General features: G+C 61.4%; 26 protein-coding genes, 1 tRNA gene and 1 pseudogene. 7 read left to right on the top strand and 21 right to left on the bottom strand.

The window, feature by feature from the left end:
* Positions 1-223 precede the first annotated feature (223 nt).
* The 5 genes and pseudogenes from ACFQPG_RS10555 to ACFQPG_RS10535 all read right to left on the bottom strand — a co-directional run bounded on the left by ACFQPG_RS10555 (position 224) and on the right by ACFQPG_RS10535 (position 4,222).
* Positions 224-676 (bottom strand): hypothetical protein, encoded by a 453-nt coding sequence (locus tag ACFQPG_RS10555; protein ID WP_380812820.1) that lies wholly within the window; start codon positions 674-676, stop codon positions 224-226.
* 301 nt (positions 677-977) lie between these two features.
* Positions 978-1,208: a hypothetical protein gene (locus ACFQPG_RS10550; protein WP_380812817.1), complete on the bottom strand. Its 231-nt coding sequence runs from the start codon at positions 1,206-1,208 to the stop codon at positions 978-980.
* A gap of 811 nt (positions 1,209-2,019) precedes the next feature.
* Positions 2,020-2,300: pseudogene (locus ACFQPG_RS10545) on the bottom strand (IS110 family transposase); the annotation flags it as partial.
* A gap of 296 nt (positions 2,301-2,596) precedes the next feature.
* Positions 2,597-3,862, bottom strand: coding sequence for a hypothetical protein (locus tag ACFQPG_RS10540; protein ID WP_380812815.1), 1,266 nt, complete (start codon positions 3,860-3,862; stop codon positions 2,597-2,599).
* A 75-nt stretch (positions 3,863-3,937) separates the two neighbouring features.
* Positions 3,938-4,222: a hypothetical protein gene (locus tag ACFQPG_RS10535; RefSeq protein WP_380812812.1), complete on the bottom strand. Its 285-nt coding sequence runs from the start codon at positions 4,220-4,222 to the stop codon at positions 3,938-3,940.
* A gap of 431 nt (positions 4,223-4,653) precedes the next feature.
* On the opposite strand from ACFQPG_RS10535, the gene ACFQPG_RS10530 reads away from it, so the two are divergent.
* The gene (locus tag ACFQPG_RS10530) at positions 4,654-5,439 is read left to right on the top strand and encodes a DUF2171 domain-containing protein (protein ID WP_380812809.1); all 786 of its coding nucleotides are present in this window, start codon (positions 4,654-4,656) and stop codon (positions 5,437-5,439) included.
* A gap of 59 nt (positions 5,440-5,498) precedes the next feature.
* Here the strand turns inward: ACFQPG_RS10530 and ACFQPG_RS10525 are convergent, their stop codons facing one another.
* Positions 5,499-5,822: a PRC-barrel domain-containing protein gene (locus tag ACFQPG_RS10525; RefSeq protein WP_380813143.1), complete on the bottom strand. Its 324-nt coding sequence runs from the start codon at positions 5,820-5,822 to the stop codon at positions 5,499-5,501.
* 420 nt (positions 5,823-6,242) lie between these two features.
* Here ACFQPG_RS10525 and ACFQPG_RS10520 point away from each other — a divergent pair, with 420 nt between their 5' ends.
* Positions 6,243-6,806: a hemerythrin domain-containing protein gene (locus ACFQPG_RS10520; RefSeq protein ID WP_380812773.1), complete on the top strand. Its 564-nt coding sequence runs from the start codon at positions 6,243-6,245 to the stop codon at positions 6,804-6,806.
* A 210-nt stretch (positions 6,807-7,016) separates the two neighbouring features.
* Here ACFQPG_RS10520 and ACFQPG_RS10515 read toward each other — a convergent pair whose 3' ends face one another.
* Positions 7,017-7,448, bottom strand: coding sequence for a hypothetical protein (locus ACFQPG_RS10515; RefSeq protein ID WP_380812806.1), 432 nt, complete (start codon positions 7,446-7,448; stop codon positions 7,017-7,019).
* Positions 7,449-7,737: 289 nt separating this feature from the next.
* Here ACFQPG_RS10515 and ACFQPG_RS10510 point away from each other — a divergent pair, with 289 nt between their 5' ends.
* Positions 7,738-8,556 (top strand): DUF2189 domain-containing protein, encoded by an 819-nt coding sequence (locus ACFQPG_RS10510; RefSeq protein ID WP_380812804.1) that lies wholly within the window; start codon positions 7,738-7,740, stop codon positions 8,554-8,556.
* On the opposite strand, the gene ACFQPG_RS10505 is transcribed toward ACFQPG_RS10510, so the two are convergent.
* From ACFQPG_RS10505 to ACFQPG_RS10450, 12 genes are all read right to left on the bottom strand, one after another.
* On the bottom strand, positions 8,557-9,231 hold the full coding sequence (locus ACFQPG_RS10505) for a c-type cytochrome (protein ID WP_380812801.1): 675 nt from the start codon (positions 9,229-9,231) through the stop codon (positions 8,557-8,559).
* Positions 9,228-9,593 (bottom strand): cytochrome C oxidase subunit IV family protein, encoded by a 366-nt coding sequence (locus ACFQPG_RS10500; protein WP_380812799.1) that lies wholly within the window; start codon positions 9,591-9,593, stop codon positions 9,228-9,230. Before ACFQPG_RS10500 ends, ACFQPG_RS10505 begins: the two co-directional genes overlap by 4 nt.
* A gap of 7 nt (positions 9,594-9,600) precedes the next feature.
* Entirely contained in the window at positions 9,601-10,296 is a 696-nt protein-coding gene (locus tag ACFQPG_RS10495; RefSeq protein WP_380812797.1) for a heme-copper oxidase subunit III family protein, read from the bottom strand.
* Between the two features lie 17 nt (positions 10,297-10,313).
* A complete protein-coding gene (locus ACFQPG_RS10490; RefSeq protein WP_380812796.1) occupies positions 10,314-10,913 on the bottom strand; it encodes a heme-copper oxidase subunit III in 600 nt (199 codons plus the stop codon).
* Complete coding sequence (locus ACFQPG_RS10485; protein WP_380812793.1) at positions 10,910-12,643, bottom strand: cbb3-type cytochrome c oxidase subunit I; 1,734 nt, start codon at positions 12,641-12,643, stop codon at positions 10,910-10,912. Before ACFQPG_RS10485 ends, ACFQPG_RS10490 begins: the two co-directional genes overlap by 4 nt.
* Entirely contained in the window at positions 12,643-13,497 is an 855-nt protein-coding gene (locus tag ACFQPG_RS10480) for a cytochrome c oxidase subunit II (RefSeq protein ID WP_380812790.1), read from the bottom strand. Before ACFQPG_RS10480 ends, ACFQPG_RS10485 begins: the two co-directional genes overlap by 1 nt.
* A gap of 492 nt (positions 13,498-13,989) precedes the next feature.
* On the bottom strand, positions 13,990-14,544 hold the full coding sequence (locus ACFQPG_RS10475) for a SixA phosphatase family protein (protein ID WP_380812787.1): 555 nt from the start codon (positions 14,542-14,544) through the stop codon (positions 13,990-13,992).
* Between the two features lie 14 nt (positions 14,545-14,558).
* Complete coding sequence (locus tag ACFQPG_RS10470) at positions 14,559-15,980, bottom strand: CHAD domain-containing protein (protein ID WP_380813140.1); 1,422 nt, start codon at positions 15,978-15,980, stop codon at positions 14,559-14,561.
* 717 nt (positions 15,981-16,697) lie between these two features.
* Positions 16,698-18,590, bottom strand: coding sequence for a putative bifunctional diguanylate cyclase/phosphodiesterase (locus ACFQPG_RS10465; RefSeq protein WP_380812784.1), 1,893 nt, complete (start codon positions 18,588-18,590; stop codon positions 16,698-16,700).
* Positions 18,591-19,119: 529 nt separating this feature from the next.
* Entirely contained in the window at positions 19,120-19,584 is a 465-nt protein-coding gene (locus ACFQPG_RS10460) for a hypothetical protein (protein WP_380812781.1), read from the bottom strand.
* Positions 19,585-20,037: 453 nt separating this feature from the next.
* Positions 20,038-20,631 carry an NYN domain-containing protein gene (locus ACFQPG_RS10455; protein ID WP_380812778.1) on the bottom strand — a complete coding sequence of 198 codons (594 nt, stop codon included), beginning with the start codon at positions 20,629-20,631 and terminating at the stop codon, positions 20,038-20,040.
* On the bottom strand, positions 20,619-20,834 hold the full coding sequence (locus ACFQPG_RS10450; protein WP_380812776.1) for an NYN domain-containing protein: 216 nt from the start codon (positions 20,832-20,834) through the stop codon (positions 20,619-20,621). The genes ACFQPG_RS10455 and ACFQPG_RS10450 overlap by 13 nt, the downstream gene beginning before the upstream one ends.
* Positions 20,835-21,147: 313 nt before the next feature.
* On the opposite strand from ACFQPG_RS10450, the gene ACFQPG_RS10445 reads away from it, so the two are divergent.
* Positions 21,148-21,711, top strand: coding sequence for a hemerythrin domain-containing protein (locus ACFQPG_RS10445; RefSeq protein WP_380812773.1), 564 nt, complete (start codon positions 21,148-21,150; stop codon positions 21,709-21,711).
* A gap of 201 nt (positions 21,712-21,912) precedes the next feature.
* On the opposite strand, the gene ACFQPG_RS10440 is transcribed toward ACFQPG_RS10445, so the two are convergent.
* Together ACFQPG_RS10440 and ACFQPG_RS10435 are read right to left on the bottom strand one after the other, a co-directional pair.
* A tRNA-Arg gene (locus tag ACFQPG_RS10440) sits at positions 21,913-21,989 on the bottom strand.
* Between the two features lie 34 nt (positions 21,990-22,023).
* Positions 22,024-23,079, bottom strand: a complete 1,056-nt coding sequence (locus ACFQPG_RS10435) for an alpha/beta hydrolase (RefSeq protein ID WP_380812770.1) — start codon at positions 23,077-23,079, stop codon at positions 22,024-22,026.
* A gap of 15 nt (positions 23,080-23,094) precedes the next feature.
* Between ACFQPG_RS10435 and phaR the strand changes: the two genes are divergently transcribed.
* The 3 genes from phaR to ACFQPG_RS10420 all read left to right on the top strand — a co-directional run bounded on the left by phaR (position 23,095) and on the right by ACFQPG_RS10420 (position 25,186).
* Positions 23,095-23,631, top strand: coding sequence for a polyhydroxyalkanoate synthesis repressor PhaR (phaR, locus tag ACFQPG_RS10430; protein WP_380812767.1), 537 nt, complete (start codon positions 23,095-23,097; stop codon positions 23,629-23,631).
* Positions 23,632-23,633: 2 nt separating this feature from the next.
* On the top strand, positions 23,634-24,059 hold the full coding sequence (locus ACFQPG_RS10425; protein ID WP_380812765.1) for a hypothetical protein: 426 nt from the start codon (positions 23,634-23,636) through the stop codon (positions 24,057-24,059).
* 302 nt (positions 24,060-24,361) lie between these two features.
* Positions 24,362-25,186, top strand: coding sequence for a hypothetical protein (locus ACFQPG_RS10420; RefSeq protein WP_380812762.1), 825 nt, complete (start codon positions 24,362-24,364; stop codon positions 25,184-25,186).
* Positions 25,187-25,267: the final 81 nt, after the last annotated feature.

The following is a 25,267-nucleotide window of genomic DNA, read 5'->3' as shown; positions in this document are numbered from 1 at the left end:
GACGGTTGGGCTGTCACCTTCTGGGTGGATGGAAAGCGTTTTTCCCGACGCTCAAGGCTAAATCGAGATATTCGCCCGTATACCGAAGCTTTATCAAGGAAACGCCGCTGTTCGCATAGCCGCGATGAGGCCCGCCTGTTTTGCACGAGACGGGCCTCTACTCTCGGTCACGTTGTGGCTGGTGTAAGCCAGCCGGGAAGCACTTGGTTGCCTTTTGGCCGCATTAACGCCAAGGCCATTCATTGGTGTCGATTACACCGTCCCGGTTGGTATCATACTGCGCCCAAGCGGACGCGCTCCAATATTCTTCACTGCTTAACCAACCGTCGCCGTTTGCATCAAAGGCTCGGTAACTTGGTTCCCACGTCGCGCGGTTATAAGTCGGATAGAAGCCGCCGCCATACCAGCAATTCGCGTATTCAGCTCGGCTGATGCGACCGTCGCGGTTCGCATCCCAATACACATAGCCAGTTGTCCGGTAGTTGTTCCATTCGGAAGTTGAAATCCGGCCATCAGCGTTCGCATCGATGACGACTGAGCCGCAGCGGGCATATGTAGCATTCGGGTCGAATGCCGCTACCACTGAATTAACGTCGCTTGCAACGCCGCGAACAGTGTTGCACCCGGCAAGTAACATTGCGGCGGTGAGCAGACAGGCTGCTGTTGTGGTACGCATCTTGAAGTCTCCTTTGTACTCGGAAAAATGACTTCTAGCCTCTCGACGCCGAGAGGGTGCTCTGCTCAACCATCAAGGCACTAACGGCGTTCCGCTGCCAAAGAGTCTGGAAACGATTGTCACCCGAGGCGAGCGGCGTCGCTTACAATCTCAACAGCAGGGACTGCTCATCCGGATACCACCCATTCGGCCGTCCAGGCTGAAGGACCGAGTGCGCAAAAAAGGAAGGGGGCGCCTGCATGCAGGCGCCCCCTTCGACCAGGCGTGCTCAGCTGGCCGATCTCGCTACAGTTTAGAGTCGCTATTCCTTGTTATCATCCTTGGGAGCATCGACGTCCACCGTCGGCACCTCGATTGTCTTGTTCTCGGTTCCGACGTTCACCTGAGGAGCGTCCACATCGAATTCTGGAAGTTGCCCACCGCTTGCGTTTACGTCCACGTCCGGCAGCTCGCCTTCCTTAGTCTGATCAACGTCGCAGGCCGTCAGCGCAAAGCATCCAACCAGCGCAAGAGGCGTGAATTTCCGGAACATGGTTACCTCGCAGAATGATAATGCTGCTTCTTTAACGTGCTCTTGGCGGGGAAGGTTCCGGCGATGGAACGAATGCAATCAGTCGGATTTTCGGGCGTCCGCTTCGGCTAACTGACTGCGCTAAGAACCACGCGATGATGAGGTCTGCAGCGGTCGAACGTGCCTTGTCAGGGGATGCCGCAGTATTGCTGAGATTGTCGGACGAATGCCCGATGAGGATAAAGCGGACGTCGAAGCTCACCTAAGTGCACCATCTGCAAGGCGAGAACTTATCCTGATCTGCAGCAACCCCTGGCTCACGTCACGCTAGCACCCAGCGGCCCAGCTGGACGCCTGATCAGAAGTGGGATTCAGAGTTTCGCCCGGCCGGCACGCCAATCTCCGGAATCACGCACCACGAACATCAGGTGAGGCGATTGCTCGTCAGGAGCAGGCCGGGTTACTACAACTCTGGAAACCCCAGCACCGCAGTCTGCGGTCGCGTTGCCAGAGCTCCGTCTTAGAATCCTCCCGGCGAGCTTCGGCGAACATAATCGCCGCGACGTCATCCTTGGCGAGGAACTCGTGAGGAGCCCTATTGAGGCGACCGTCACTGTCGAAGAAAAACAGGCGATATTCGTGCATTAACCCCACCCCAACGCAAGTAGCGCAAATACGACAGAATTCCTTTATGTGCCATTTACATCCTGAAGGCGTCAGCGCCGCTGCCGGTGCCGAACGACATGAGGTGGCGAAATCTGAAGCCTTCCACAACGCAGCGGCCCGACCTCCCATGGTCTGGAGAGTCGAGCCGTAAAAATGGTGTGCAGCCCTCGGCATCGTTGGCGTCGGTCTTGCCGCGCTTCACATAAGGCTTCACGTACGCCAGCGGCATGAGCTTCACCTCGTGGCCAAGCGCGACAATCTCCCGTGCCCAGTCGTGCGACGTGCCACACGCTTCCATGCCGACCAGACACGGCGATAGCTTGCTGAAAAACGGCAGCACCTGCGACCGTCGCAAGCTCTTCTTCAGCACCACCTTGCCGGTCTCATTAACACCATGAACCTGGAAACGCTCTTGGCCAAATCGAGGCTGATCGTGCTAATCTCCATCGCGGATGGCTCCCTGCTCGTGGACGCTCTGACAGCAACCACCCTTTGGCACCTAGATGTCGGGAGCGGGAGCCATCCATCCCATCTGCAATGGGTGGATTCCGGACGTTATCGAGCGTCGGTATTGGACAGGATAAACACCCAGAACTCCAAAAAGAGCGCGAAGCTCGTGGCCGACAGAAACCACCAATCCAATGACCCGGCTTCGACATGAACTGCCGTGATCTGTGTGGAAGAACAAGAAGGACAGGGCGGAGATGAACCGCACAAGTGCTACTGACGGGACGGTAGGAAGGTCACTCGATCCGAACCTGCTCCTCTCTGCCGGCCCAGTGGGCCGCGTACTTCCGCACCTCCTCAAGCTGCACCCGGCCCCAAAGTTGACCGTAGCCGTCGGGCTCCACGTGTTCGGGCTGGTCGAGCGTCTTCTGCCAAAGTCGCAGTTCTTCGATGTATGGCGCGCATGGGACGCGTTCTAAATCACTCGCGTCAGCGACATCGTAGATCCCAATTTTCGCCCATTTCTGTGTCCACCAGTCGGGAAGGTCTACGACCGGGTAAAGACAGACACCCTGCAGATCGACGCCAGCGTTGAGAGCTTTGAGGCACTCTTCCATTGTCATCTTCAGCCATTCGGCGCGCGTTTCCTTGAAGCCGCTCGTTTCGCCAATGATGATCGGACGATGATAGCGATCCCACGCGTACTTCAGCATCTCACTAAGCGGTTTTCGACGAGGATCGCGCGGGCCTAGCACCTCCCGACCCTTGTCCTCCTTCAGCACCACCTGGCTGTAGTGATATACGTTCACTCCAACGATATCGAGGATCTCGGGTGATCCACCGAGTTCAGGCGCATGCCTGCCGGACAGCATGTCAAAACCTTCATAGGCTTTCTTGTACGCTTCCGCCCGAGCTTCATCCGCAAGGTCGGGTCGATCGGCTGGCGGGACGGCGTGAACCATCGGATCGACGTGGACCATTCGCGCATCCGGATGTACGCTACGGATGGCCTTCGCGCCTTCAACGGCCATTCGGCACAAGGCGCGCTTCAACTCATCTTCCCGCCCTTTTGCAAACGGATACATCCAGCCAAGCTCCGTGGCTGCCGCGGAAAAGAAAGTGATCTCGTTTATTGGCGTGAAGAAGTATGGTCCCTCGGCCGTGTTCGTTACCAACTCGGCGGCGGCCCTACAGTAGGCAACGAAACGACCAAGGCATTCTTCGGAAAACGGGTCGCATTCTTGGGGGAACCCATAGTGACACAGATCCCAAATCGGGGTGATGTTGCACTTTGTCGCAACATCCTGAACTGCCTTCACGCTGGCCCAGTCATAGGAGCCATTGCCGAGGTCAACCTGCGGCCAACGGATCCCTTCACGCACTACCCCGATCCCAAGGCTCATGACCGCTGAATAATCAGATTCCAAATGGCGGTCGTGCCCGGTAGACGCGACGTAATCCTTCCTCTCGCCGTCCTGCCAGATGAACGTCGAACATTCGAAGCCACCCATAAAGAACGTCGGGAAGATTGCATTCTGAGCCGACTGACTGCGCGTCATCATACCTCCCTATGCGCGTTGCACGACAAGCCACCGCTCGCCCGCTCAGTGCACCACGTTACCGGACGCTCATGCACTTCAATCATTTGCCAGGTTCAGCCGAGCCTTCATCAACGCAGTGATTTCCGCTTCTGTTTCGGTTGTTTTCTCCCCGGTGTTAACGCCGACTGGCCGAGACAATGTACCCTCAGATGGGAGCGGGTTGATGACCGCGACTCTGCCGCGCGTCGTCCATATCTCGGCGGAGGCATCTCGGCAGCGCTTAGAGGCCTTGTCTATGGCATCACGCATGTCTCTCGCCATGTATGTTTCGGCAGCAGTCAGCGCGCTCTTGCGCATGTAAATGATGCGGAAATCTTCCATGCTTCGCTAACGAGCCGCGGTCTTTCCGGTCGCTCAGCTGATAGCCTTAGTTGTTCCATCTGTCGTAACTCTAACCGTGCCAAGCAGAAGCTCAGCAAAGAAAGGAGCGCCTCTTGCGAGGGGCAGCCCTCCTAGGCGAGCCCAGGCTGCTGAGAGCTCTAGCCAAGCTCCCGCTCGAGGTTGGAGACAGCTATGTCCTCTCACCCAATCGGCGGGCGCGATGCGTCCAACGTTCATGAGTTTCGTGTCAGCCAGGTCAGCAACTTCCGATCCGACTTAGTTGCCCTTCGAAGCAGCGTCGGTCTTAGGCTGCTGCAGCACCGCTCAAGCGACCGATTGCAAGGCACATGACGACGCAAAGAAAGCTGCTCCCCCGCATCCGATGAGGTGCCAGGACGTTGATGAACCTTAGCCTGAGAAGGAGAACGTTCATGGCTCAGATCAGCGGCATCAAGAAGCGAATGGAAGTCATCGGCGCAGACGGTGTTCATGTCGGTACGATTGACGAGTTGGAAGGCGACCGCTTGAAGCTCACTAGGAAAGACAGCGGTATGGGCAGCCATGAAGGTCATCATCACTACCTTCCGACAAGTCTCGTTGCCGGAGTGGAGGGCAACCGTGTTCGCCTGTCAGCGACGGGCGCAAATGCTTTCATGTTTCAGCAAGAAGAAGACGAGAACAGCGCTCGATTGATCTCGAAGGGGAAGCACGCAGGCGAGAGCAGGTTCAAATCTAGCTCCAGCAGTTCGCAACACGATTGGGTTTACTTAGGTGTGGCGGCAACTGCTCTTGCGGGTATCGCTGGAGCTACTTGGTGGTCGCGCACCCGGAAGACGGATGCTGAGCGCTTTGAACTCCAATTGCAGACGGATGAGAACATCCTGCTGATCTCGTCAACCAAGGTTGAGGGAACGCCGGTAGTCGGCCGCGATGGTGAGCGGCTGGGCCGGATCGAAAACTTCATGGTCGACAAGTATTCCGGGCGGGTTGCTTACGCAGTGATGTCGTTCGGAGGCATGATGGGCTTTGGTGAGCACCTCTTCCCACTCCCGTGGTCATATCTGACGTACGACGTGGACAAAGATGGGTACGTGTTGAACCTCACTAAGGAACAGCTCGCAAACGCACCCAGATTCAAGCAAAGCGAAGCGCCGGAGTTCTCGACGATGTACCGTCGTCAGCTTGCTAAGGAACATAGGCGCTTGAACGCCGAGTGAGCTGATGCTCAATTTCTTGATAGGGGCGTCCGCGTCAACGGACGCCCCATAAGCTGATATCAGCGGCGCTCCCAGTCGCGCCCTTCTTCACGCTCCCTCATCCGACCATAGCGCCGGGCTGAGCTGCGCTCACGATCAATGCGCATTCGCACCTGCTCTTCGGTCATATTGATGCGGTAGCCATCGCGCCGTTCGTCGTAGCGTAGCTCATCCCATTCGACCGGCAGATAATCCTCGTTGAGCCCCAAAAAGCCGCTTGAATGCGAGAGGACTGCGTACCGAGCTGTGCCGGCATATTTGTCAATCATCACGTTCTTGATCGAACCAAGCCGGTATCCATCACGGGCGAAAACGGGTGTTCCCTCGACCTTATTGGAGGCGATTAGGGAGCGCGTTTCGTCAACTGGAAGTCCGGGGTCATAATCGTCCCGTCCTGCCGTCGGACTAAGCCGAAGTCGGCTACATCCGTGCCATCAATAAACAGGCAAGGCGAGTGTTCCGTCACTGTTCGACGATTGCAGTCGGAATAGCGCGTCTGCATCTCAGTCTCGCCCGAACCACTAAGGATTAAGCCGAGATCAGCCCAAAGCCGACCACGACGATGCGCTTAGCGGTCACGGCCGTAATGCCGGATTGGGTCGATTCCAGACATTAGCAGCTTAGCTCATTCAACGTCCGCTTCCGTGCTTCAGGCCCGAGGACCAGACCAGCCGGAAACGGCCAAAGTAGCCCGTCCCTGCCAGCCACGGCCATACGGTAAGTACCTATTTTGCCGCGCAGCGCAGAAGCGTAGACTGGCGCTCATGGCCAGACGTGCTCTGATCCGCGTGGTTTTGATGGCTGGCGTGGTGGCGTCGTTGTCAGGTGCCGCCGCCCAAAACCAGCATTTGCAGCATCACTCCGTGACGAAGGGCTCCAGCATGCAGACTCCACGGTCCCTGGCTGCCGAACATCGCGAACTGCATGAGGTGCTTGCGCGCGCTACGAAAGAGGGTGGCGCACTTGGGCGTGCGGCAGCGCAGTTGGAAAAAGCCCTGGCGCCCCATTTCAAACGGGAGGAGCAGATTGCTACCCCGCCGCTCGGGCTACTTCCCAAGCTTGCGCGAGAAGACGCCACTGCTGACATGCGTAGCGTTTTGCCAATGACCGAGGCCTTGGAGCGTGAGCTGCCGCGGATGTTGCAGGAGCACGAGGTCATCCGCGCCGCCGTCACGGAGTTCCGTGCGGAGGCCGGGAAGGCTGGTCGCGCTGAGTATGTTCGCTTCAGCGATGATCTTGCGGCCCATGCGCGGCAGGAGGAGGAGATACTCTATCCGGCGGCCGTGCTGGTTGGTCGGTATGTCAAGCGAACGGCACCAGAAAAATGACGTACAGCAGCCCTCAACCTGCATGGCTTCGAGGTCTGTTGTCACGGTTCAGGACGGTAGCTACTTAGCTCCGAACGGCCGCTTTCACGGCCAATCGGCGCAGACCGGTCAGTCTCCTTGCGGCCAAGTGCGGCCGTTCGGCTGGGCGCCTATCCACGTCGTTCTGGTCAGTCTCCCGCACCCCAAAGCGGAGGATTGAGCTAAGAACTTTCAACGCAATTGCGGCAGACAGCGCACTACGTTGCTCGCTATCGCACTGGCCTGGGCAATAATTGGGTGCTGCTCGAGCGATCTCTCAATCCGCTTCATCCACGCGTCCTTGACCTCGGAGAACAGGGGCCAGCAGCTTTGAACAAACTCCTGCGCAACAGGTGAGACTCGCATGGCCAGGTCGGGCCAGCCCGATGCCTCGACGACGCAGACATTGCGTCGATCGTCGCCCGGAACAGCCAGCAGCACATGGCCGCGCGAAGTCCAGCCAACCTCCCGAGGCTCGTACAGTCGCCGCCGCGGCGCGACGCGCTCCAGACGCTCACCAGGCCGGAGCACCGTCCGCATCGCGGCGCGGAAGTACGACGGGAAACCTGTGTCGACATTGTCGTCGACCGAGACGATGGCCGTGCCGTCACGTTGCGCGGTCACCGTTCGCCGATCGCCGGATCGCCGCCGATTTGCGTTCCCAATCGGTCGTATCATGCTGCATTGTGCGGCAGCCGGCATCGGAGAACGAGCGTAAAGCCCAGCGCATCCCCGCCGCGGAACGCTTATCGCTGGGACCGGTATCGCCGGATCGTACCGGAAGCCGCCCCGAAGCGGATTCCCCAGTAAGCGAACCTTGTCGAGCCAAACGGCTGCCGCCCATTTCCGGATGATATGTTATTGCGGGCATTGATGCACAGGAGTATCGTTGCCTCCTAGGCGGGAGGCTCGGATGGCCATCGCTCAACCAAGACAATCTGCATTTGCCACGTCGAGAAGCGAACCTTTCGAGGTTCGACGGATCGGCAACGCGGAACTTCGGGAGTCCCTGGCTCAGGGCTGGGCCGATTTCATGGCGAAGCGAGGCGACCTGATCTTCATTGGACTGATTTACCCGCTGGTCGGTTTTGCTGCCGCTTTCCTGTTCAACGGCGGCAACCTGTTCCATCTTCTCTTCCCGGTCTCGGCAGGGATCAGCATTCTGGGCCCAGTCGTGGCGAGCGGCTTTTATGAGCTCGCGAGGCGGCGGGAAGATCGGCTTGAATCGGGCTGGTCGCATTTCCTCGACGTCCGCAAGCGGCCCGGCTGGGACTCACTCGTCGCCGTGGCCGGGCTGCTGCTCGTGATATTTCTGGTTTGGGTCACGGTCGCTGCGGTTCTTTGGAACCTGCTGATCGGAGTTACGCCGACCTCCATCTCTCACCTCTTCTCCCTTGTGTTCGGCACACCGGAAGGCTGGGTGCTGATCGTGATCGGCAACCTCTTTGGGTTCGCCTGCGCCGCGCTGGTCCTCACCCTGAGCGTCGTGTCGATGCCCATGCTGGTCGATTGCGATGTCGACGCGCGTACGGCCGTCGCCACGTCGGTTCGGGCCGTGATGATGAACAAAGGCCCCATGGCCCGCTGGGGGCTGATCGTAGCTACGCTGCTGCTGCTCGGCTCGATCCCCGCCTTTGTCGGGCTGGCGGTTGTGTTGCCGGTGCTCGGCTATGCAACCTGGCACCTTTATGTTCACACGGTCGTGCGCGAGAGCACCCTTTGCAACGACTAGCTAGCGCGCAGGCGGTGCTTTCGGCGGCGGAAAAGCAGGAGCGCCCGGCGTAATCTGAGCAAGATAGGCAATGACGTGCGCTCGATCGCGCGGGTTGCGCATTCCGGCGAACGCCATCTTGGTGCCGGCAATGGTGCGGCTCGGGCTGGTCAGAAACTGGTCGAGCGACTCGTAGGTCCAGTTGCCTCCTGTCCTGGCGAGCGCCGGCGAATAGGCAAAGCCGGCATGGCCTGCCACACGCCGTCCAACGACACCGTGCAGGTTGGGGCCAACGCGATTAGGTCCGCCCTCCACGAAGGTGTGGCAGGCGGCGCAGACCTGCGCGGTGCGCTCGCCTCGCGCGGGATCGGCGGAGGCGAGCAAGGTGCCGAGATCAATCGGCACTGCCGCACTCGCCGGCTCGGACGCCTTGGGAACCGGCGCTGTTGCACGCTCAATGTTGCGGACATAGCCGAGCAACATCCCGCGCTGCCCTGGACTGTTCTCCCCGGCCGGCCACTCTCGTTGCGCCCTGGCGAGGTCAACGGGCGCCACGCCCTCGACCGGGTACGCCCGCTGCTGCGGCAGGGACGGCGCCATCATAAGGCCGGACAGCCAAGTGCCCACCGCGATCGTGACCAGCGGAAGCGCGATCGCGGCCGCGACCTTGGTCCGCTCCCAGGTGTCGGCCTTCATTCTCCCCCTCCAAAGAAGAGGATCCGTGTCCAGAAGGTGTAGCCAGCCTCGATATGCATCAGGAAAATGAGCGTGCCGAGCGCCAGGGGCGGCACTAGGATCGCACAGACCAGTGCCACGCGCTCCCACGCCATGTGCATGAAGATCGCGACAATCAGCGCGGCCTTCAGGAGCATGAACGTGATAATTAGCGCCCAGCGGACGACGCCCTGCACGTGGAAATAGTCGACCAGGTAGGAGAGGGTACTCAGCACGAAGAGATAGCCCCAGACCTTCAGGTAAACGCCGATCGGGTGCTGCTGCCTAGTGCCGAGCTGGGCGTTGTGGGCCAGGTCCGAATGGGATTGGGGCGCGTGGTTCATGAGGTCCTCACCACAGGTAGAAGAAGGCAAAGATGAAGACCCAGACGAGGTCGACGAAGTGCCAGTAAAGGCCGGCGATCTCGACCGCCGAATAGTCGCCGCTGCGATCGTAATGGCCGCGCAGGACCTTCGACGCGACGATCAGCAACATGAAGACGCCCGCCGAAACGTGCAGGCCGTGGAAGCCCGTAATCATGAAGAAGGATGCGCCGAACTGCTCCGCGCCCCAGGGGTTGGTCCACGGACGGACGCCTTCGTGGATGAGCTTCGACCATTCGAACGCCTGCATGCCGACGAAGGTCGCCCCGAGCAGGGCGGTGGCGATCATCAGGGCGACGGTGGTCTTGCGGTTGCGGCGATAGCCCATGTTCACCGCCATCGCCATCGTCCCCGATGAGCTGATCAGCACGAAGGTCATGATCGCGATCAGGATGAGCGGGATCGACTGGCCGAACAGCGTCAGCGCGAACACCTCGCTGGCGTTCGGCCAGGGTGCGGTCACCGATGAACGCATCGTCATGTAGGAGACGAGGAAGCTGGAAAAGATGAAGGTGTCGGACAGGAGGAAGATCCACATCATGGCCTTCCCCCAGTGGACGTGGCGAAAGGTCTCCTGATCGCCGGACCAGTCGGCGGCGAAGTCGCGCAGGACCTGGGGCGGGCCATGGGGCTCGTCGGGGCTGGGGCGTATCCCCGTCGACATGCCGTTTCTACTCCTCCTCAGGTCGCCAAGAACAGACCCAACATCACGAGCCAGACCAGCAGCAGGAAATGCCAATAGGTCGCGGTCAGCTGCACTCGCAGCGCCCCACCGCCTGTTCCAAGGGCGGCAATTGCCCGTGCCCAGAAGTAAAGACCGCCGAGGACGTGCAGCCCATGCAGCGCCGTGATGAGGTAGAAGAAGGCGGCGGCAGGGTCGCCGCGCAGGAAGCGCCCGTCATCGGTCAGCTGGCGCCACAGCAATAGCTGCCCGGCAAGAAACAGTAGCCCCAGCAGACCCGCCGCGAAAACCCACCGGAACAGTCGCTTGCGCGCTATCGTTCGTGCACCTTCCCAGGCCACGCTGCCGAGCAGCAGGATGCCCGTGTTGACCCACAGCAAGGGCAATTCCGGCAACGCTCGCCAACCGCCAAGCGGACCGTGCGCCATGCCGGGCATCCCCATGCGCATGAGGTAGGCCGAGGTGACGAGGCCAAAGAGGACCGCCGCCACGCCGAAATAGAGGATCAGCATGACCTTGGCTGCGGGTGGCCGATCCGTATCCGGCACCGCCGGGCGGCTCTCCCAGCTCTTCTCGGTGAGGCGCGTAAACAGGCTCATGCGGGTTTTGACACCGCTGGCGGCGGTTCATTCTGCGGAATGAAGTCACGCGCTGCGCCGGGCACGCTGTAGTCGTACGCCCAGCGGTAAACGGTCGGAAGCTTGTCGCCCCAGTTGCCATGCCGCGGCGGCGTATCCGGCGTCTGCCACTCGAGTGAGGCCGCGCCCCAAGGATTGGGCGGAGCCTTCGGTCCTCGGTAGTAGCTCCAGATCATGTTAGTGAAGAACAGGGCCTGCGCGGCGAACACGCACCCGGCTGCGAGGGTGATACCCATGTTGGCGTATTGTACCGAGTCGGGGATGAAGCCTGTCTCGCCCAGCGCATAGTAACGCCTCGGCACACCCAGGATGCCGATGTAGTGCATCGGCAGAAAGATCGCGTAGGCGCCAAGGAAGGTGATCCAGAAATGGGCCCGGGCGAGCGCCTCGTTCCACATTCGGCCGGTGATCTTTGGATACCAATGATAGATCGCGCCGAAAATCACCAGTATTGGCGACACACCCATCACCATGTGAAAGTGGCCCACCACGAAGAAGGTGTCGGACAACGGCACGTCGACGCTGACGTTGCCGAGGAACAGGCCGCTGAGGCCGCCATGGATGAAAGTGAACAGGAAGGCGATGGCGAACAGCATTGGCACGCGCAGATGAATGTCGCCGCGCCACAGAGTCAGAAGCCAGTTGTAGACCTTGATCGCAGTCGGGATCGCAATGATCAGAGTGGAGGTTGCGAAGAAGAATCCAAAATACGGGTTCATGCCCGACACGTACATGTGGTGCGCCCAGACGAAGAAGGAGAGCACGCCGATGATCACGATCGCCCAAACCATCATCCGGTAGCCGAAGATGTTCTTGCGCGCGTGAACGCTGATTAGGTCGGAGACGATGCCGAAAGCCGGCAGCGCAACAATGTAGACCTCGGGGTGGCCGAAGAACCAGAACAGGTGCTGGAACAGTATCGGCGATCCGCCCTCATGGCCGGTCGGTTGGCCCTGCGACAGGATGGTGGGCACGAAGAAGCTGGTGCCCGCGACCGAGTCCAGGATCGTCATCGCCGCAGCGACGAAGAGCGCCGGGAAGGCGAGCAGGCCCATGATGCTCGCGACGAGAATTCCCCATACGCTGCACGGCATCCGCATCAGGGTCATGCCCTTGGTACGCGCCTGGAGAACGGTGGTCACATAGTTGAGGCCGCCCATGGTGAAGGCGACGATGAAGATGGCGAGGCTCGCCATCATCATAATGATGCCCCAGCTCGCCCCGGGGGTGCCCTCCAGGATCGTCTGCGGCGGATAGAGCGTCCAGCCGCCTCCCGTCGGCCCGCCCGGAACGAACAGGCTCGCCACCAGCACCGTCACCGAGAGAAGGTAGACCCAGTAGCTCAGCATGTTAACGAACGGGAACACCATGTCCCGGGCGCCGATCATCAGCGGAATGAGGTAGTTGCCGAACCCGCCGAGCAGTAGCGCGGTCAGCAGATACACAACCATGATCATGCCGTGCATGGTGACGAACTGGAGATAGTTGTCCGGCTGAATGAACTGGAATGTGCCGGGGAAGCCCAGCTGCAGCCGCATCAGGAAGGACAGCACCAGCGCCAGCAGGCCGACCGACACGGCGGTAACCGCGTATTGGATGGCGATGACCTTGTGGTCCTGGCTCCAGACATATTTGCCGACCCAGGTCTTGGGATGATGAAGCGGCCGGAGGTCATCAGCGATCGTCGCCATCAGCGAAAGCTCCTCCCGCGCGACGCTTCCGCCGTCGCCAGCCAAACTTGCGGCTTCTCCGCGGCCGCGAGCAGCTGGCCGAAGGTCATCTGCTCCGACAGCCAGCGGTCGAAGTCGGCCTGCTTCTCCACCACGACCGTGCCACGCATCTGGTGATGGCCGACGCCGCACAGCTCGGCGCAAAGGATGTCGAAGCTGCCGAGCGCTGTAGGAGTCATCCAGAAATAGGTGGCGATGCCCGGCACCAGGTCCATCTTGGCCCTGAACTGCGGCACGTAGAAATCGTGCAGCACGTCCTTGGAGCGGAGCACCATCTTGACCGGCTTGCCAAGCGGCAGGTGGAGCTCGCTGGTGTCGATCAGGACATCGTCGCGGCCGTAAGGGTCGCGCGAGTTTATCCCGAACGTGTTGTCTGGCGAAATGTGCGCGATGGCGGTCGTACCGAGCACGCCGTCACGCCCGGGATAACGGAATGTCCACTGCCACTGTTGACCAGTGGCCTCAACCACCCCAGCGTCGTCGGGGACGTTCACATATTGGTTCCAGGCGAGCAGCCCGGGGGCGAGCATTCCTGCGATGCCGACTGCGGTCCAGAACGTCAGGCGCTTTTCCAGCCTGGCATTTTCCGGCTCATAATGCGCCGTGTTGCCGGGCCGGTGCCGGTAGCGCCATATCGCCCACGCCATGAACAGATTGAGGCCGACAAAGGCGACAGCGCAGATGTACAGGGTGATTATCAGAGCGTGGTCGATCGAGCCCCAATTGGAGGCAATCGGCGTCATCCACCACGGACTGAGTACGTGGAACAGGATGGAGCCGATCACCAGCAACGCTATGCCGACCGCCACCTTCATAGGGGCCTCTCAGCAAGGGCTCGTGAACCGGCGCAATAGGATCGCGATCTGCCGGATCCACGGACCGCGCTAAACCAACGAAAGTCTACCCTGAAAAGGCGCGACAAGGAAGTGAGCGGGTCGACCACTATAGCCCATTGCGTCCGCAATCGTGGAAGCGAAGATAAGGCAAGTTGCTGAACGAACGTCCGCTTCAGCGTTCATGCACCGAAATCCGGCCTGCCCGCCCTCGGCCGAATCGGGAAACCCGGAACTCCGCTCAGGCCACGGGATCAGATCCGCCGCTTAGGGCCAAACCTTGCCACAGAGGGCCTGTAAGACGTGCTTGTTCAGTTTCCGACCGCTCATGGCGGAGGAGATGAACCATGGGACACTCAATCTCTGATCCTAGACAGGATTGCCGTCCTGCGTGGAACGCCGGTCGCAAGCTTGGAGCTAAAAGGCTCTCCACCCCGGAGCATCCGAGAAGTCATTGCGTAGACCGCTCCTAGCTCAGTCGCCGGAAGGGCTTGAGGCCGGGCCGGGTATGTCGCGCCTCAGTTTCTTGGGTAGAAGGAAAGCATCCAGCGTCGCGCCCTCGGGCCATAGCTCTCGCCACTGCCCGGCCACGGAGTGCAGCAGTGCAAGGCCAGCGGTCGGATACTTCTCGTCGATCTCTTCTCGGAGCGGATCCTGTTCCGAGGTCAGCAGCAGTGCCAACTCCTGCAAGGCAGGGTTGTGCCCTACGAGGAGGACCGAGCGCACGCCCACCTCGGTGCGTCGGAGCATGGCCAGCAGGCGGCACGCGGAAGCAGTGTATATTTCCGGGTCGAAGCGGGTCGGCAGCCCGGCTCCATAACCTTTCTCGACTTGTTGGAGCGTCTCGACCACCCGCCGCGCGGGACTGGCCAGAACCAGGTCGAACGCCAACCCTCGCCGGTTCATCTCGCCGCCAACTAATGCGGCGGCGGTTCGGCCGCGAGGCGCCAGCGGCCGATCGAAGTCACTCAGCCCCGGCTGCGCCCAGCTGGACTTGGCGTGTCGCAAGAGCCCGACGGTCTTCATCATTTCGCACCTGGCCTTCACTGCTTCCAGAACTGGCCGATCTTCTCCAGTCTCCTGAAATGCTCTCGGCATCGCCGGAGCGCTGTCCGCTCAGGATCTTCCTGTCGAAGCCGTCGAAAGTGCAGCGAATGTGCCTCGGCGATCCTCTGGGCGGCGACCCGATCGTTCAAATCTCCCATCAGTTCCTGCAGGGCAACCAGTGAGTTACGGAACGACCGGGCTGTCTTCTGGCGGAATAGTGAGCTTAGGAATTCGACCGCATACCGCATCTTCTTGATCTCGATCCGCAACCGGTGCCGCTCGGCCTGATTGAGGTCTTCAATCCTCCTTCCTCGCTTCCGGATCTTCCGCCAGCGCCTGTCTAGCTGCCGTCCCGCATAGGCGAGGAGCGGCTGACCCGCTTTCTTGCGGTCCCGCCACTGCCCGCCGCTGGCCCAGCCTACGAGATCGATCATCAGGGAGCGCTCGCTTCGGGAGCCGACGGCATTAGCGATGACGCGGCTCGCTTCCTGTCGGGCCTGCCGAATACGGTCCTGATCGTGCTTAGGCAGCTCCGCGCCGTGCCGCTCCCAGAAGACGTCGAGATCGCGTGCCTGGCCGAGCGCCGCGGCAAGCTTGCGCAGCTCATCACGGAGAGGGCCGAAACGTTCGTCGGCGACGATCCGGCGGAACAGCGACAGAGCTGCGCGGAGCCGCCGCAGCGCAACCCTGCCCTGGTGGAGCGCTGCCGGCTCACTGGCGAGCATGTCTCCGTTGAGTCGATACTCTGCGATGCAGGACGCGACGATCGCCGGAAATGCCTCAGCCACCGGCATCTCGCACGACAGATGAAGTTTGCCCGCCTTTCCAACCCCGTTTGGACCATGCGGACCAAGCCTGAAGCCCCGTTCCGCCTTGCTGAGGACGGAGATGCGCAGCGGAACAGCCTCTGCGAGCTGGCTCGCAAGCGCGAACAGTTGATCGGGCGAGCCTCGCTTCAGCTCGAGTTCCAGCTCGGCCAAGGGCGCTTGCCGCCGTCCGCAACGGACAACTCCCTGGTCGAGGGCCACCTCGATCAGGTTTTCTGAGCCTTCCAGCAGCCAAGTGCGGCGCTCTACGTCGACCTCCACCTGACCCACCAACTCGCGCACCAGCCGTCGCCTGTGTTGAATCGGCGCCCTCGCAAGCGCTTTCACAGAGGGTCTCGGGCCCTTCACCTCCTGCTCACATTCCTCGCGGCGAAAGAGTCCGGCGGCCGGGCTGTTCCGCTTCAGCGTCTGCACGAAGTGTTGTCCATCATGCCGCACCCGTAGAGAGTATCCGGCGCGGTGGAGATCGAAGCCGGGAGTGTCAAAGTAGATCGACTTCAATCGAGCCGTCAGGTGCGGGCGGTCACAAAGTGGCGGTGCTCTGGCAAGCCGTTTGGCTTCCTCCGGAGGCAACTCCAGCTTGAGTTCCACTTCCTCTCGCCGCTGCTCCGCCTTCCGCTTCACCGCTCACCTCGAGACCACCTGCGCGAAATCGCGACTATACTCCCGATTGCTGCAAAGCCGACACGGTAGCCGTCAGCACCTCGCTGCGTTGTAGCTGGCCCATCTCAGGCGCCCCGGCCGAGCTAGGCGCGGTGACGCGGAGTAATGCCGGCGACCTGAGCCGCTTGTGCGCCTTCGAGCTCTTCATGGCGGCTCATTGCGCGGCGATGCGGCCGCTGCGTACGAGAGACACCGGATGACCTCCTCCCTCGAAGTAGGCGGAGAAATGCAGCTGCTGCTAGTCGACCGCGACACTGCCTGCAGCGCTAAGAACGTCTTGTGTGATGGCTCCCGCATTGCAGGTGACGATCTGATGTTTGGCATTGGTCGGGTGCAGATGTCGACCCCACCAGGCCCACCGGCCCGGTTCGAGGAGAACCAATACTTGAGGCCGTCGGTACCGAAATCTGGAACCGCTCTTTTCTTGGCCGCGAAGAAGCGCTCCGGCTAGTGGCGTTCGCCTAAGCGCCCATCTCGGTCGCTCCGAAGGGCCCCCGCCGACACCCGTAAGCGGATCCTCGTTCAGCTATGTTGCGTATGATGCTCGGCCATCCAGAAGCGGTTGTGGTAATTTGGCTCCGGTGTGGCCTAAGTGAGCGGCTGAGACACCCTGTCGGTGCCCTCGTCAGAGTAGCCGACGTCTAGCTAAGCGGCAGACCGAGAGCGGCCAATCCGATCGGGTTCATACAACGAGCGGGTACCGGACCCATGGATGAGTTCCTCGGCAGGCGTAGGCGGCTGGAGCCAGTAGCCTTGTCCCAAGGTGCAGCCCAGCTTCAGTAGCAGACTGAGATGCTGCTCGCTCTCGATGTGCTCAGCGACAGTCGGCACGCCGATCGCCCGGCAAAGGCCAATAACAGCACCTAGCAGCGATTCTCCGTCAGCATTATCCAGCGCAGCGGTCACCAGACCACCGTCCAGCTTGATCTGGTCGAACTGAAACTCACGCAGGTAACCGATGGAGGCATAACCGGCGCCAAAGTCATCCAGGACCACGGTCACGCCGGCCGATCGCAGGGTGGCCAGATTCTGTTTGGCGCGCGCAAAGTCCGCAAAGAGCGCGGTTTCAGTGACTTCCACTTGTAAGCGATCCGCGCCCACCCCAGCAGTCTCGAGGGCGCTCAAAACCTTTTCCGCAAGATCGGCTGAACAGAGTTGGATTGCGCTTAGGTTGAAGGACAGGCGAATTGCAGGGTCCCAACGGGCAGCTTCCGCAAGTGCCATAGCCATTAGGTGGTCGCTGAGGTCGCCAATGACATTGAGTTGTTCGGCGATGGGCACAAACTCAGAGGGGGGTACGTTTCCTAGCTCGTTGTCCATCCAGCGTGCGAGGGCTTCTTGCGCGACGGCTCTCCCGCTGCGTAGGTCAACAATAGGTTGGAAGTAGACTTTGATTTGGTTGTGCACCCCAGATGCTTGAAGTGCGTGCTCGATCTGGGCCCGACGATGCCGCGGCGCTTCCATGCCCTGCTCGAAGACAGCGACGCGGTCGGTTGCCTGCGACTTTGCTTCATAAAGCGCGATGTCAGCGTCTGCGAGCACCCGGGAAGGCGTCCTTGCCTTGCCGTCTCGCGAAAGCCCGATGCCGCAGCTGGCCGTGATAGGAAACTTTCGTCGCTTGATGGTGACTGGTCGGTTTGTCCCAGTTAATATGCGCTTGCCCCAGTCTCTCGCTTCTGCTGGCGCGGTTGCGCCGCGCAGCAAAAGTCCGAACTCATCGCCACCCAACCGCGCGACCAGACAGCTATTTCCGGCGGTCCGCAGCAGACGTTGAGCGACGGCTTTCAGCAGTTCGTCTCCGTAACTATGCCCGTATGTATCATTGATCACCTTGAACCGGTCGACGTCGATCACTGCAACGGCAAAGGGGTGTCTGCTATCAGCGCACTCTGCAACGGCCGCAACAAATGCTCGGCGGTTCGGAAGGCCAGTCAGGAAGTCTGTAGTGGCCGCGACCACGGCCTCCTGACGCGCAGTTTCGGTCAGTTCCTGTTGATGGCCGATCATCCATCGAGAGCGGACAATGGCGGTAAATTGAGCACTCTGCCGCGCCACCAATTGCATGATCAGGATCATGAGGATCCCAAGGCTTACTGCGGCGCCAACGTACTTTGGATTAGGAGATCTTAAGCCCACGACCGCAAGCGGAAGTCCCAAGATTATCAGCGGAATACATGCGGCAGTGGGCACTGCGCTCAGGCCGAAGGCAACTCCTAGGGCCGTGAACCCACCGAACAAGAAGATCGCCATGTGGGTGTCAGATGCTGCCGTATCGAGCAGGTAGAGGCACCACCAAGCAACGGCTAAGCACAGAGTTGCGGCGAAGCCGCAAGTCTGCCGCATGCGCCGGACCATCACTGAATGTAGAGGACTCGGGTTAGCTCCGAGCCAGTGGCAAGTACGGACAACGGCGCAGACGAATAGAATGGTCGTGAGGTTCAGGCCGAAGGTAACTTTCCCATGGGTTGTAACCTGAAGCGCCAACACGTTCGCGGTCGCGATGACATAGATTATCGGCACCTGCCGACGAAGCGCCAAGTAGCGCTCCTCGACTAGCGCTCGCCCGATCGGGGTGCGGATATCCCCGACGTCGAGAGTCCGACGAATTCCAGTCGTTTCCATCGCGCCTGCTGCCTAACCGTAAAAGGTTTAATGGTTATTTATTCTGGTGTAGAACCGGCGTCGCGAGCGAGAAACCCGCTTATTTCGCCAAGCATTCCCTCCGCCTCGCCTGCCGAAACGGCGACTCTTCCTTTCCGCTGGTACAGCCTGCTCCCCCGACTCGCTCCTGTTCCGCACGCGATCTAGATGATTGGGGAGCAGCCACTCCTCCAGCTATCTCAAAGGAGGCGCGGGACCAGGCTGCTCCACTCGGGGAATTCGATTGCTGGAGCACCCTCAAAGGGACCAAGCATTGCAGTGCTAACCCGCCTTCTCCCTCGCTGCCGCTGAACGCTCAGGGAGAAGACCGGATCAGACCCGGCTATGATCTCGGCACGACTGCCCACATTACCATGCGAGGGAGCCACCAATTTGCCCATCTCCCTCGCCGATAACCTGGAGTAAGCTAGTGGTGCGCGTGGGCGTTCGCGCTGGCATTCGCCGTTGCGGTCGAGTTCAGCTGGGTGAATGTTAGGCTGGTCACCAAACCCTTTGTTCCGCGATATAGCTTGGAGATCGGCACGTGGAATCCGCGATTGCCCTGCACCACTATAGCCATAGACCCGTGAACAGACTGGACGGTACCAATGCGCCGGCCGCGGCTGTCTCGGACTTCCGTTCCGGCACGTATGTCGGTCCGCGTGGCAAGCCGGAGATTGCTCGTCAGAGCACGATTGGCGCTCCGATCGGCAACATTGACGGTGCGATCAAGAGTACCGGTGACACCCTTTACAATGCCGCCAGCATTCGCGCCCGCTCCAACATTGGCGTTCACGTGGGCAACTCCAGCCGCGCCAAGATTGACCTGCGCAAGCGCCGGGCCCGAGACGAGCAGAGCGCCGAGGGCGACGATGGAAGTAGAATTATGCATGACTTGCTCCCGGTGGATCATTGTCCCTTTCGAAGGGCTCCAATCGGGTAGCGCGTGCGGCATGAACCCGCAGCTACGACAGGTTCATGCAGTGTTGGCTCCGCACCAACCCGGAGAGATCTCGGCAATTGCATTCACCGCTCAGTGGCAGGGTCGCCTGAGAACTTCACATGGGACCGTTCCGGATCATTTTGCCGCCAAATTTGGGAACGTGGCTGCCAGAGGCTCGTCTTTACGAGGTGAAACGGAAACTGAGCCGTGAAGGCACGTCGGGCTACGCTTCACCGGCGCAGATTGCAGCACCTTGTTTCGACTGGTCGGAAGGAGGGCCAGCTTGCATGCGACCTTCCCGCTACCGACGTCGGGCAAATTTCACGATCTCATGACCGCGCTCAAAACGTGCCGCGAGAACAGGACGTTCTCCAATCGGCCACCTTCGGCTTTAGCGATCAACTAAAACCTGGGTTTCGGAGCCCGTTCCTTGTTGCGCTTGTCCGCTACGTAGCTTTGGCCCGTCTCTTCAGCTTTGACGATCTCAAAGAGGCCAACCGCTTCGAAGAGCTTAGGAAAGTTACGGGCGCCGTAGTTGCGGGGATCAATCGGTGCCTGACGCTTGGCTGCACTGCCCGCAGCATCGAGCGGGGCCCAGCCGTCATCACCGGCCGTTGCTTCAACAGCGCCGCGCAGCACCGCGACTAGCTTTGCGTCCTGGCTGAGCGGCGGCTTAGAGTTCTTGGCCTCGGCAGTTGGTTTCGCCTTTGCGACCACCCTCACCGGTGCGTTGTCGCTCGCCGCACTCACCGCGCCGTTGGTATTAGGCGTAGCGCCACCGCTTCCCTCATCGCCGAGCCGATCTAGGTAGAGGAACGTGGTGCATGCATTCACGAAGGGGTCTGGTGTCTTTCGCTCGCCGAACCCGTAAACATCCTGGCCGCTTGCCCTCAGGTGCATCACTAACGGAGTAAAATCAGCGTCGCTGGAGGCGATGCAGAAGGCGTCTGGCTTCTGTGTGTAGAGCAACTCCATTGCTTCAATCACCAGAGCCATGTCAGTCGCGTTCTTGCCCTGGAATAACTGAACTGCTGGACCGGGCGAATGGCATGTTCGTGAAGCTTGGAGGTCCAGCCTTTCATCCCTGGAGCCGTCCAATCGCCGTAAGCGCGACGGATGTTTGCGACACCATATTTCGACAGCTCTGCGAGCATTGCGGCGATCTTGCCGTGCGACACGTTGTCCGCATCGATCAACAAGGCAATACGCCTGTCAGAGCTCGGACTTCCGGTTTGGTCTAGATTTACGCGCGGCTCCATCTGCTACCCATACAAGTCCTCAAGCCCATTCAGCCAGCACCAAACTGTCCGCGCGGTCAGCAGCGATCGATCACCGGAGAGTCGCTGAGCGTGAGGATGCGAGGCAAACATTTCAGAGGATACGACCGCTTTCGCGTCGCAGCCGCCCAGACCCGACGGTCTCCTGCCGGCCAAAGTAGCCCGTCCCTGCCAGCCACGGCCATACGGTAAGTACCTATTTTGCCGCGCAGCGCAGAAGCGTAGACTGGCGCTCATGGCCAGACGTGCTCTGATCCGCGTGGTTTTGATGGCTGGCGTGGTGGCGTCGTTGTCAGGTGCCGCCGCCCAAAACCAGCATTTGCAGCATCACTCCGTGACGAAGGGCTCCAGCATGCAGACTCCACGGTCCCTGGCTGCCGAACATCGCGAACTGCATGAGGTGCTTGCGCGCGCTACGAAAGAGGGTGGCGCACTTGGGCGTGCGGCAGCGCAGTTGGAAAAAGCCCTGGCGCCCCATTTCAAACGGGAGGAGCAGATTGCTACCCCGCCGCTCGGGCTACTTCCCAAGCTTGCGCGAGAAGACGCCACTGCTGACATGCGTAGCGTTTTGCCAATGACCGAGGCCTTGGAGCGTGAGCTGCCGCGGATGTTGCAGGAGCACGAGGTCATCCGCGCCGCCGTCACGGAGTTCCGTGCGGAGGCCGGGAAGGCTGGTCGCGCTGAGTATGTTCGCTTCAGCGATGATCTTGCGGCCCATGCGCGGCAGGAGGAGGAGATACTCTATCCGGCGGCCGTGCTGGTTGGTCGGTATGTCAAGCGAACGGCACCAGAAAAATGACGTACAGCAGCCCTCAACCTGCATGGCTTCGAGGTCTGTTGTCACGGTTCAAGACGGTAGCTACTTAGCTCCGAACGGCCGCTTTCACGGCCAATCGGCGCAGACCGGTCAGTCTCCTTGCGGCCATCGACGGACATACGTGCCCATCTTCATCCTGTCGGGTGCGACGGAGAACGCCGGTATTCTGAGATTCTGAGTGAGTGGCGCACCCAAGAGGATTCGAACCTCTGGCCTCTGCCTTCGGAGGGCAGCGCTCTATCCAGCTGAGCTATGGGTGCGTGGAGGCCCGCTTAGCGGGGCAGGGCCTCCGGTTCAACCGTCGAGTAGCCAGCGGAACAGTTTCGGATGGAGTGTCCGTCGCGCCGTTTGACCGAGCACCAGGCCGACATGGCCAGTTCGAGCAGCAAGCGTGGGCCCTGGCGGCGCGGCCGCTGCGGGGGCGATGAGGTCGCCATCGGCAAGCAGGTGCAGGTTGGGCACTGGCGAGGCGGAGCTGATCCGCTGCCCGCCGACCTGCCATTCCCCACGGCTGGGCTGATCGTCGCGAAAGAAGCCGTGGATCAGCTGCGCCGCAGCGGGAAAGGGCAGGGGCTCGCCGCCGTTGGCCCAGCTTTCCAGGCGCACGAAGCGGTTTGCCTCGGCGGAACCTGCCTCCATCGCAGCAAAAGCGGCGAACTTGGCTACGATCCGGTGGGTGTCGAGGCTCCAGAAGGCGCTTTGCAGAACCTCCATCGGTAGCAGGCCGATTTGTTGGGCGGTCGGCGCTGCACGTTCGAGCAAGCTCACCAGCTGCGCACGCGCGCTCCCGGGGTAAGCACGGAAACGCCAGGGTGAGGCCAGGGTCGCTACCTTGCGGACGGCGGTGAGCTGCGCCGCTGCCAGGGCCATGGTGCCGCCAAGGCAGTAGCCAAGAAGCGCAGGTAGCTGGTCGAGGCCCTTGATCGCGGGGAGCAACAGATGTTCGACATGCCCGGACACGTCGAGCGCCGCTCGCGCACTCGCGTCGCCCCAGTCGAGCAGCAATGCGCGGCTGCCGGAGCGCGCCAGCGCGGCCGCCAGCGACGTATCCGCATCCAGATCAAGCACGTCGGGTGGGTTGATGAGCGACGGGATCAGAAGCACTGGCGGACCATCGCCGCCGCAATCGCGAACCGACGCCGCCCCGTGCCGGGCGATCACCGGCCGCGCGGGGCGCGGCTCCCCGGCATCCGCGTCGGCATAGCGGCGCAGCCCCGCAAGCGCCCGCGCCGCCAGCTCCGGCTCGGTCCGTCCAACCTCCGCGACATGGTGGAGGAACAACGGCAGCGGCCGGGGCGCGCGCGTTTGTTGCAGTGCGGCAGGAGCCGGTGCTAGGTCGTTTGTGACCATGATCGGGAGCCTAGCATGAGCCAGTCGACAGCCAAGGTGACGATCAAGAAATATGCGAACCGGCGGCTCTACGACACGGAAAGCTCGAGCTACGTCACGCTCGACCGTCTGGCGGCGATGATCCGCGAGGGACGTGATTTCGTGGTGATCGACGCCAAGTCGGGGGAGGACATCACCCACCAGGTGCTGACCCAGATCATCGTCGAGGAAGAGGCTCGCGGCACCACCATGCTGCCGGTGAATTTCCTCCGTCAGCTGATCGGAATGTACGGCAATTCGATGCAGGGTCTGGTTCCGCAGTATCTGGAAAGCGCGATGAACAGCTTCCAGAAGAACCAGGCGGCATTCGGCGATGTGTTCGGCGCGAACGTGTTCGCGGACCTCGCCAAGCGCAACCTGGCATTGATGGAGGATGCCGGGCGGGCGTTCACCGCGCCGAAAGCTGCCAAGCGCGAGGAGGCCGCGCCTGCTGGTGGCAAGGACGGCGACGTGGACGCGCTTCGGGCCGAGCTCGAGGCGCTCAAGGCCAAGGTCGACAAGCTCGGGAATTAACAATGGGACTATGGTGGATTTCGGCCGCGCTGCAGGCGGGGATCGGCATTGTGTCCGCGCCGGCCGGACTCGACTGGAAAGTCGCGCCGGTCACCTCCGGAACGTGGAGCTACCGATCGGTGCCGGGCGGAAGCGAGGCGGTGTTCCAAGACTATCGCGGGCCGCAGCTGACATTGCGCTGCACGCTGGCGACGCGCCAGGTGACCGTGGTGCGAAGCGGCGCGCAGCCCGGCAGCGCACTTGGTGTGCTGACCACCAGTGCTCAGCGCAGCCTGCCGCCGGGGAATACGGTGTCCGGACTCGATCCGCTGCTGGACGCTGTGGCGTTCAGCCGGGGGCGGTTCGCGATTCAGTCGGCAGGGGCGCCGCTGCTGATCGTTCCCACCTGGCCCGACGCGGCGCGAAGCATCGAGGATTGCCGAAAGTAGGCAGCAATACAAGTCTTGAACAATGCGCGACTCCTGCGCATTTTCGAGGTGGCTACAACGCAGCGAAAGGAGGTGATCCGATGTCTCATGGTTCAGCAGAGGGGTCGGTGAAGTTCGTTCGGGGGATGCGCGCTTAAACCGCACGCTGTGGTCTCCCGGGCTGGAACTCTCCGGCCGCTGACCATGTTCGAGGGGGCCGTCACTTCGTGTGACGGTCCCCTTTAACTTGCCCGCGCACGGCCAACGGAACCGTTCCGCCTCTGAACCGTCTTTGCCGCACGCGACAGGTGGGAGACAGACAAGTGGCCAAAGGAAGAAGTTCGGGCAAGTCGAACAACCAGGGCGGTAACGCCTCCTTTACCGACCAGCACGCCAATCCGCCGCAACAGCCGAGCGGCAGCAAAGCCGGTTCGGGCGGGCGGCGCGAGCAGACCCGCGAATCCGGACAGGGCGGCAACATGAGCGACACGCTCGACAAGATCACCAAGGCGGCGTTGAGCAAGGAAATGCTTGCCGCGGGCCTCGCGGCCGCGGCGGCGGCAATCAGTGCCAGCCCGACCGCGCGCAAGAAGATCCGTGACGCGGGATTGGACGCCGCGGACACCGCCAGCAAGGCGACCAGTTCAATGGTCAGCAGCGCGACTCGGCTTGGCTCGATCATCGCCGATGCCGTGGCCGATGCAGCGCAACGGGTGTTGTCCGGCGAGATCTTCGCGGCGGGCGAGGAAAGCGGGGGAGCGAAGAGCCGCGGCTCGCGCGCTGCGGGCAGCCGAGCCAAGACCACGAGCACCGGCCGGGCGACGCGGGCGCGTTCGTCTGGCAACTCGTCCGACAGCGGCTCGGCATCGGGTGCGGCCAAGCGGGGCACCAGCACCGCCAAGCGCAGCGCTAGCCAGCGCGCAAGCTCCGCCACCAAGAGCGCGAGCGGCTCCCGCAGCCGCAGCGCGGCGGCGAGCAGTGAAGGAGCGGCCACCGCAACCCCTCGTGCCAAGAGCCCGCGGGCGCGTTCAACCGGCGCACGGGGCAGCACGACGGCGGCTCGTCGCGGCACCACCGGCGGCCGGCGCGGCCGGCCTTCCGGTGGCGAAGGCAGCGGGAGTGGCGGCGGCGACTCCGACAAGTCGTAAGCCGAACGAGCTGGAGGAGGGGCGTCGCAGCACTGCGGCGCCCCTTTTCGCATGATCTTTCCACGACCGGTCCGGCGTGCC

It is taken from the genome of Sphingomonas sp. GCM10030256 (genome assembly GCF_042666415.1).
In the GTDB taxonomy this organism is placed as follows: domain Bacteria; phylum Pseudomonadota; class Alphaproteobacteria; order Sphingomonadales; family Sphingomonadaceae; genus Sphingomicrobium.
The sequence above is the reverse complement of the archived record's forward strand: the minus strand, read 5'-3'. Positions and strand labels throughout refer to the sequence as shown.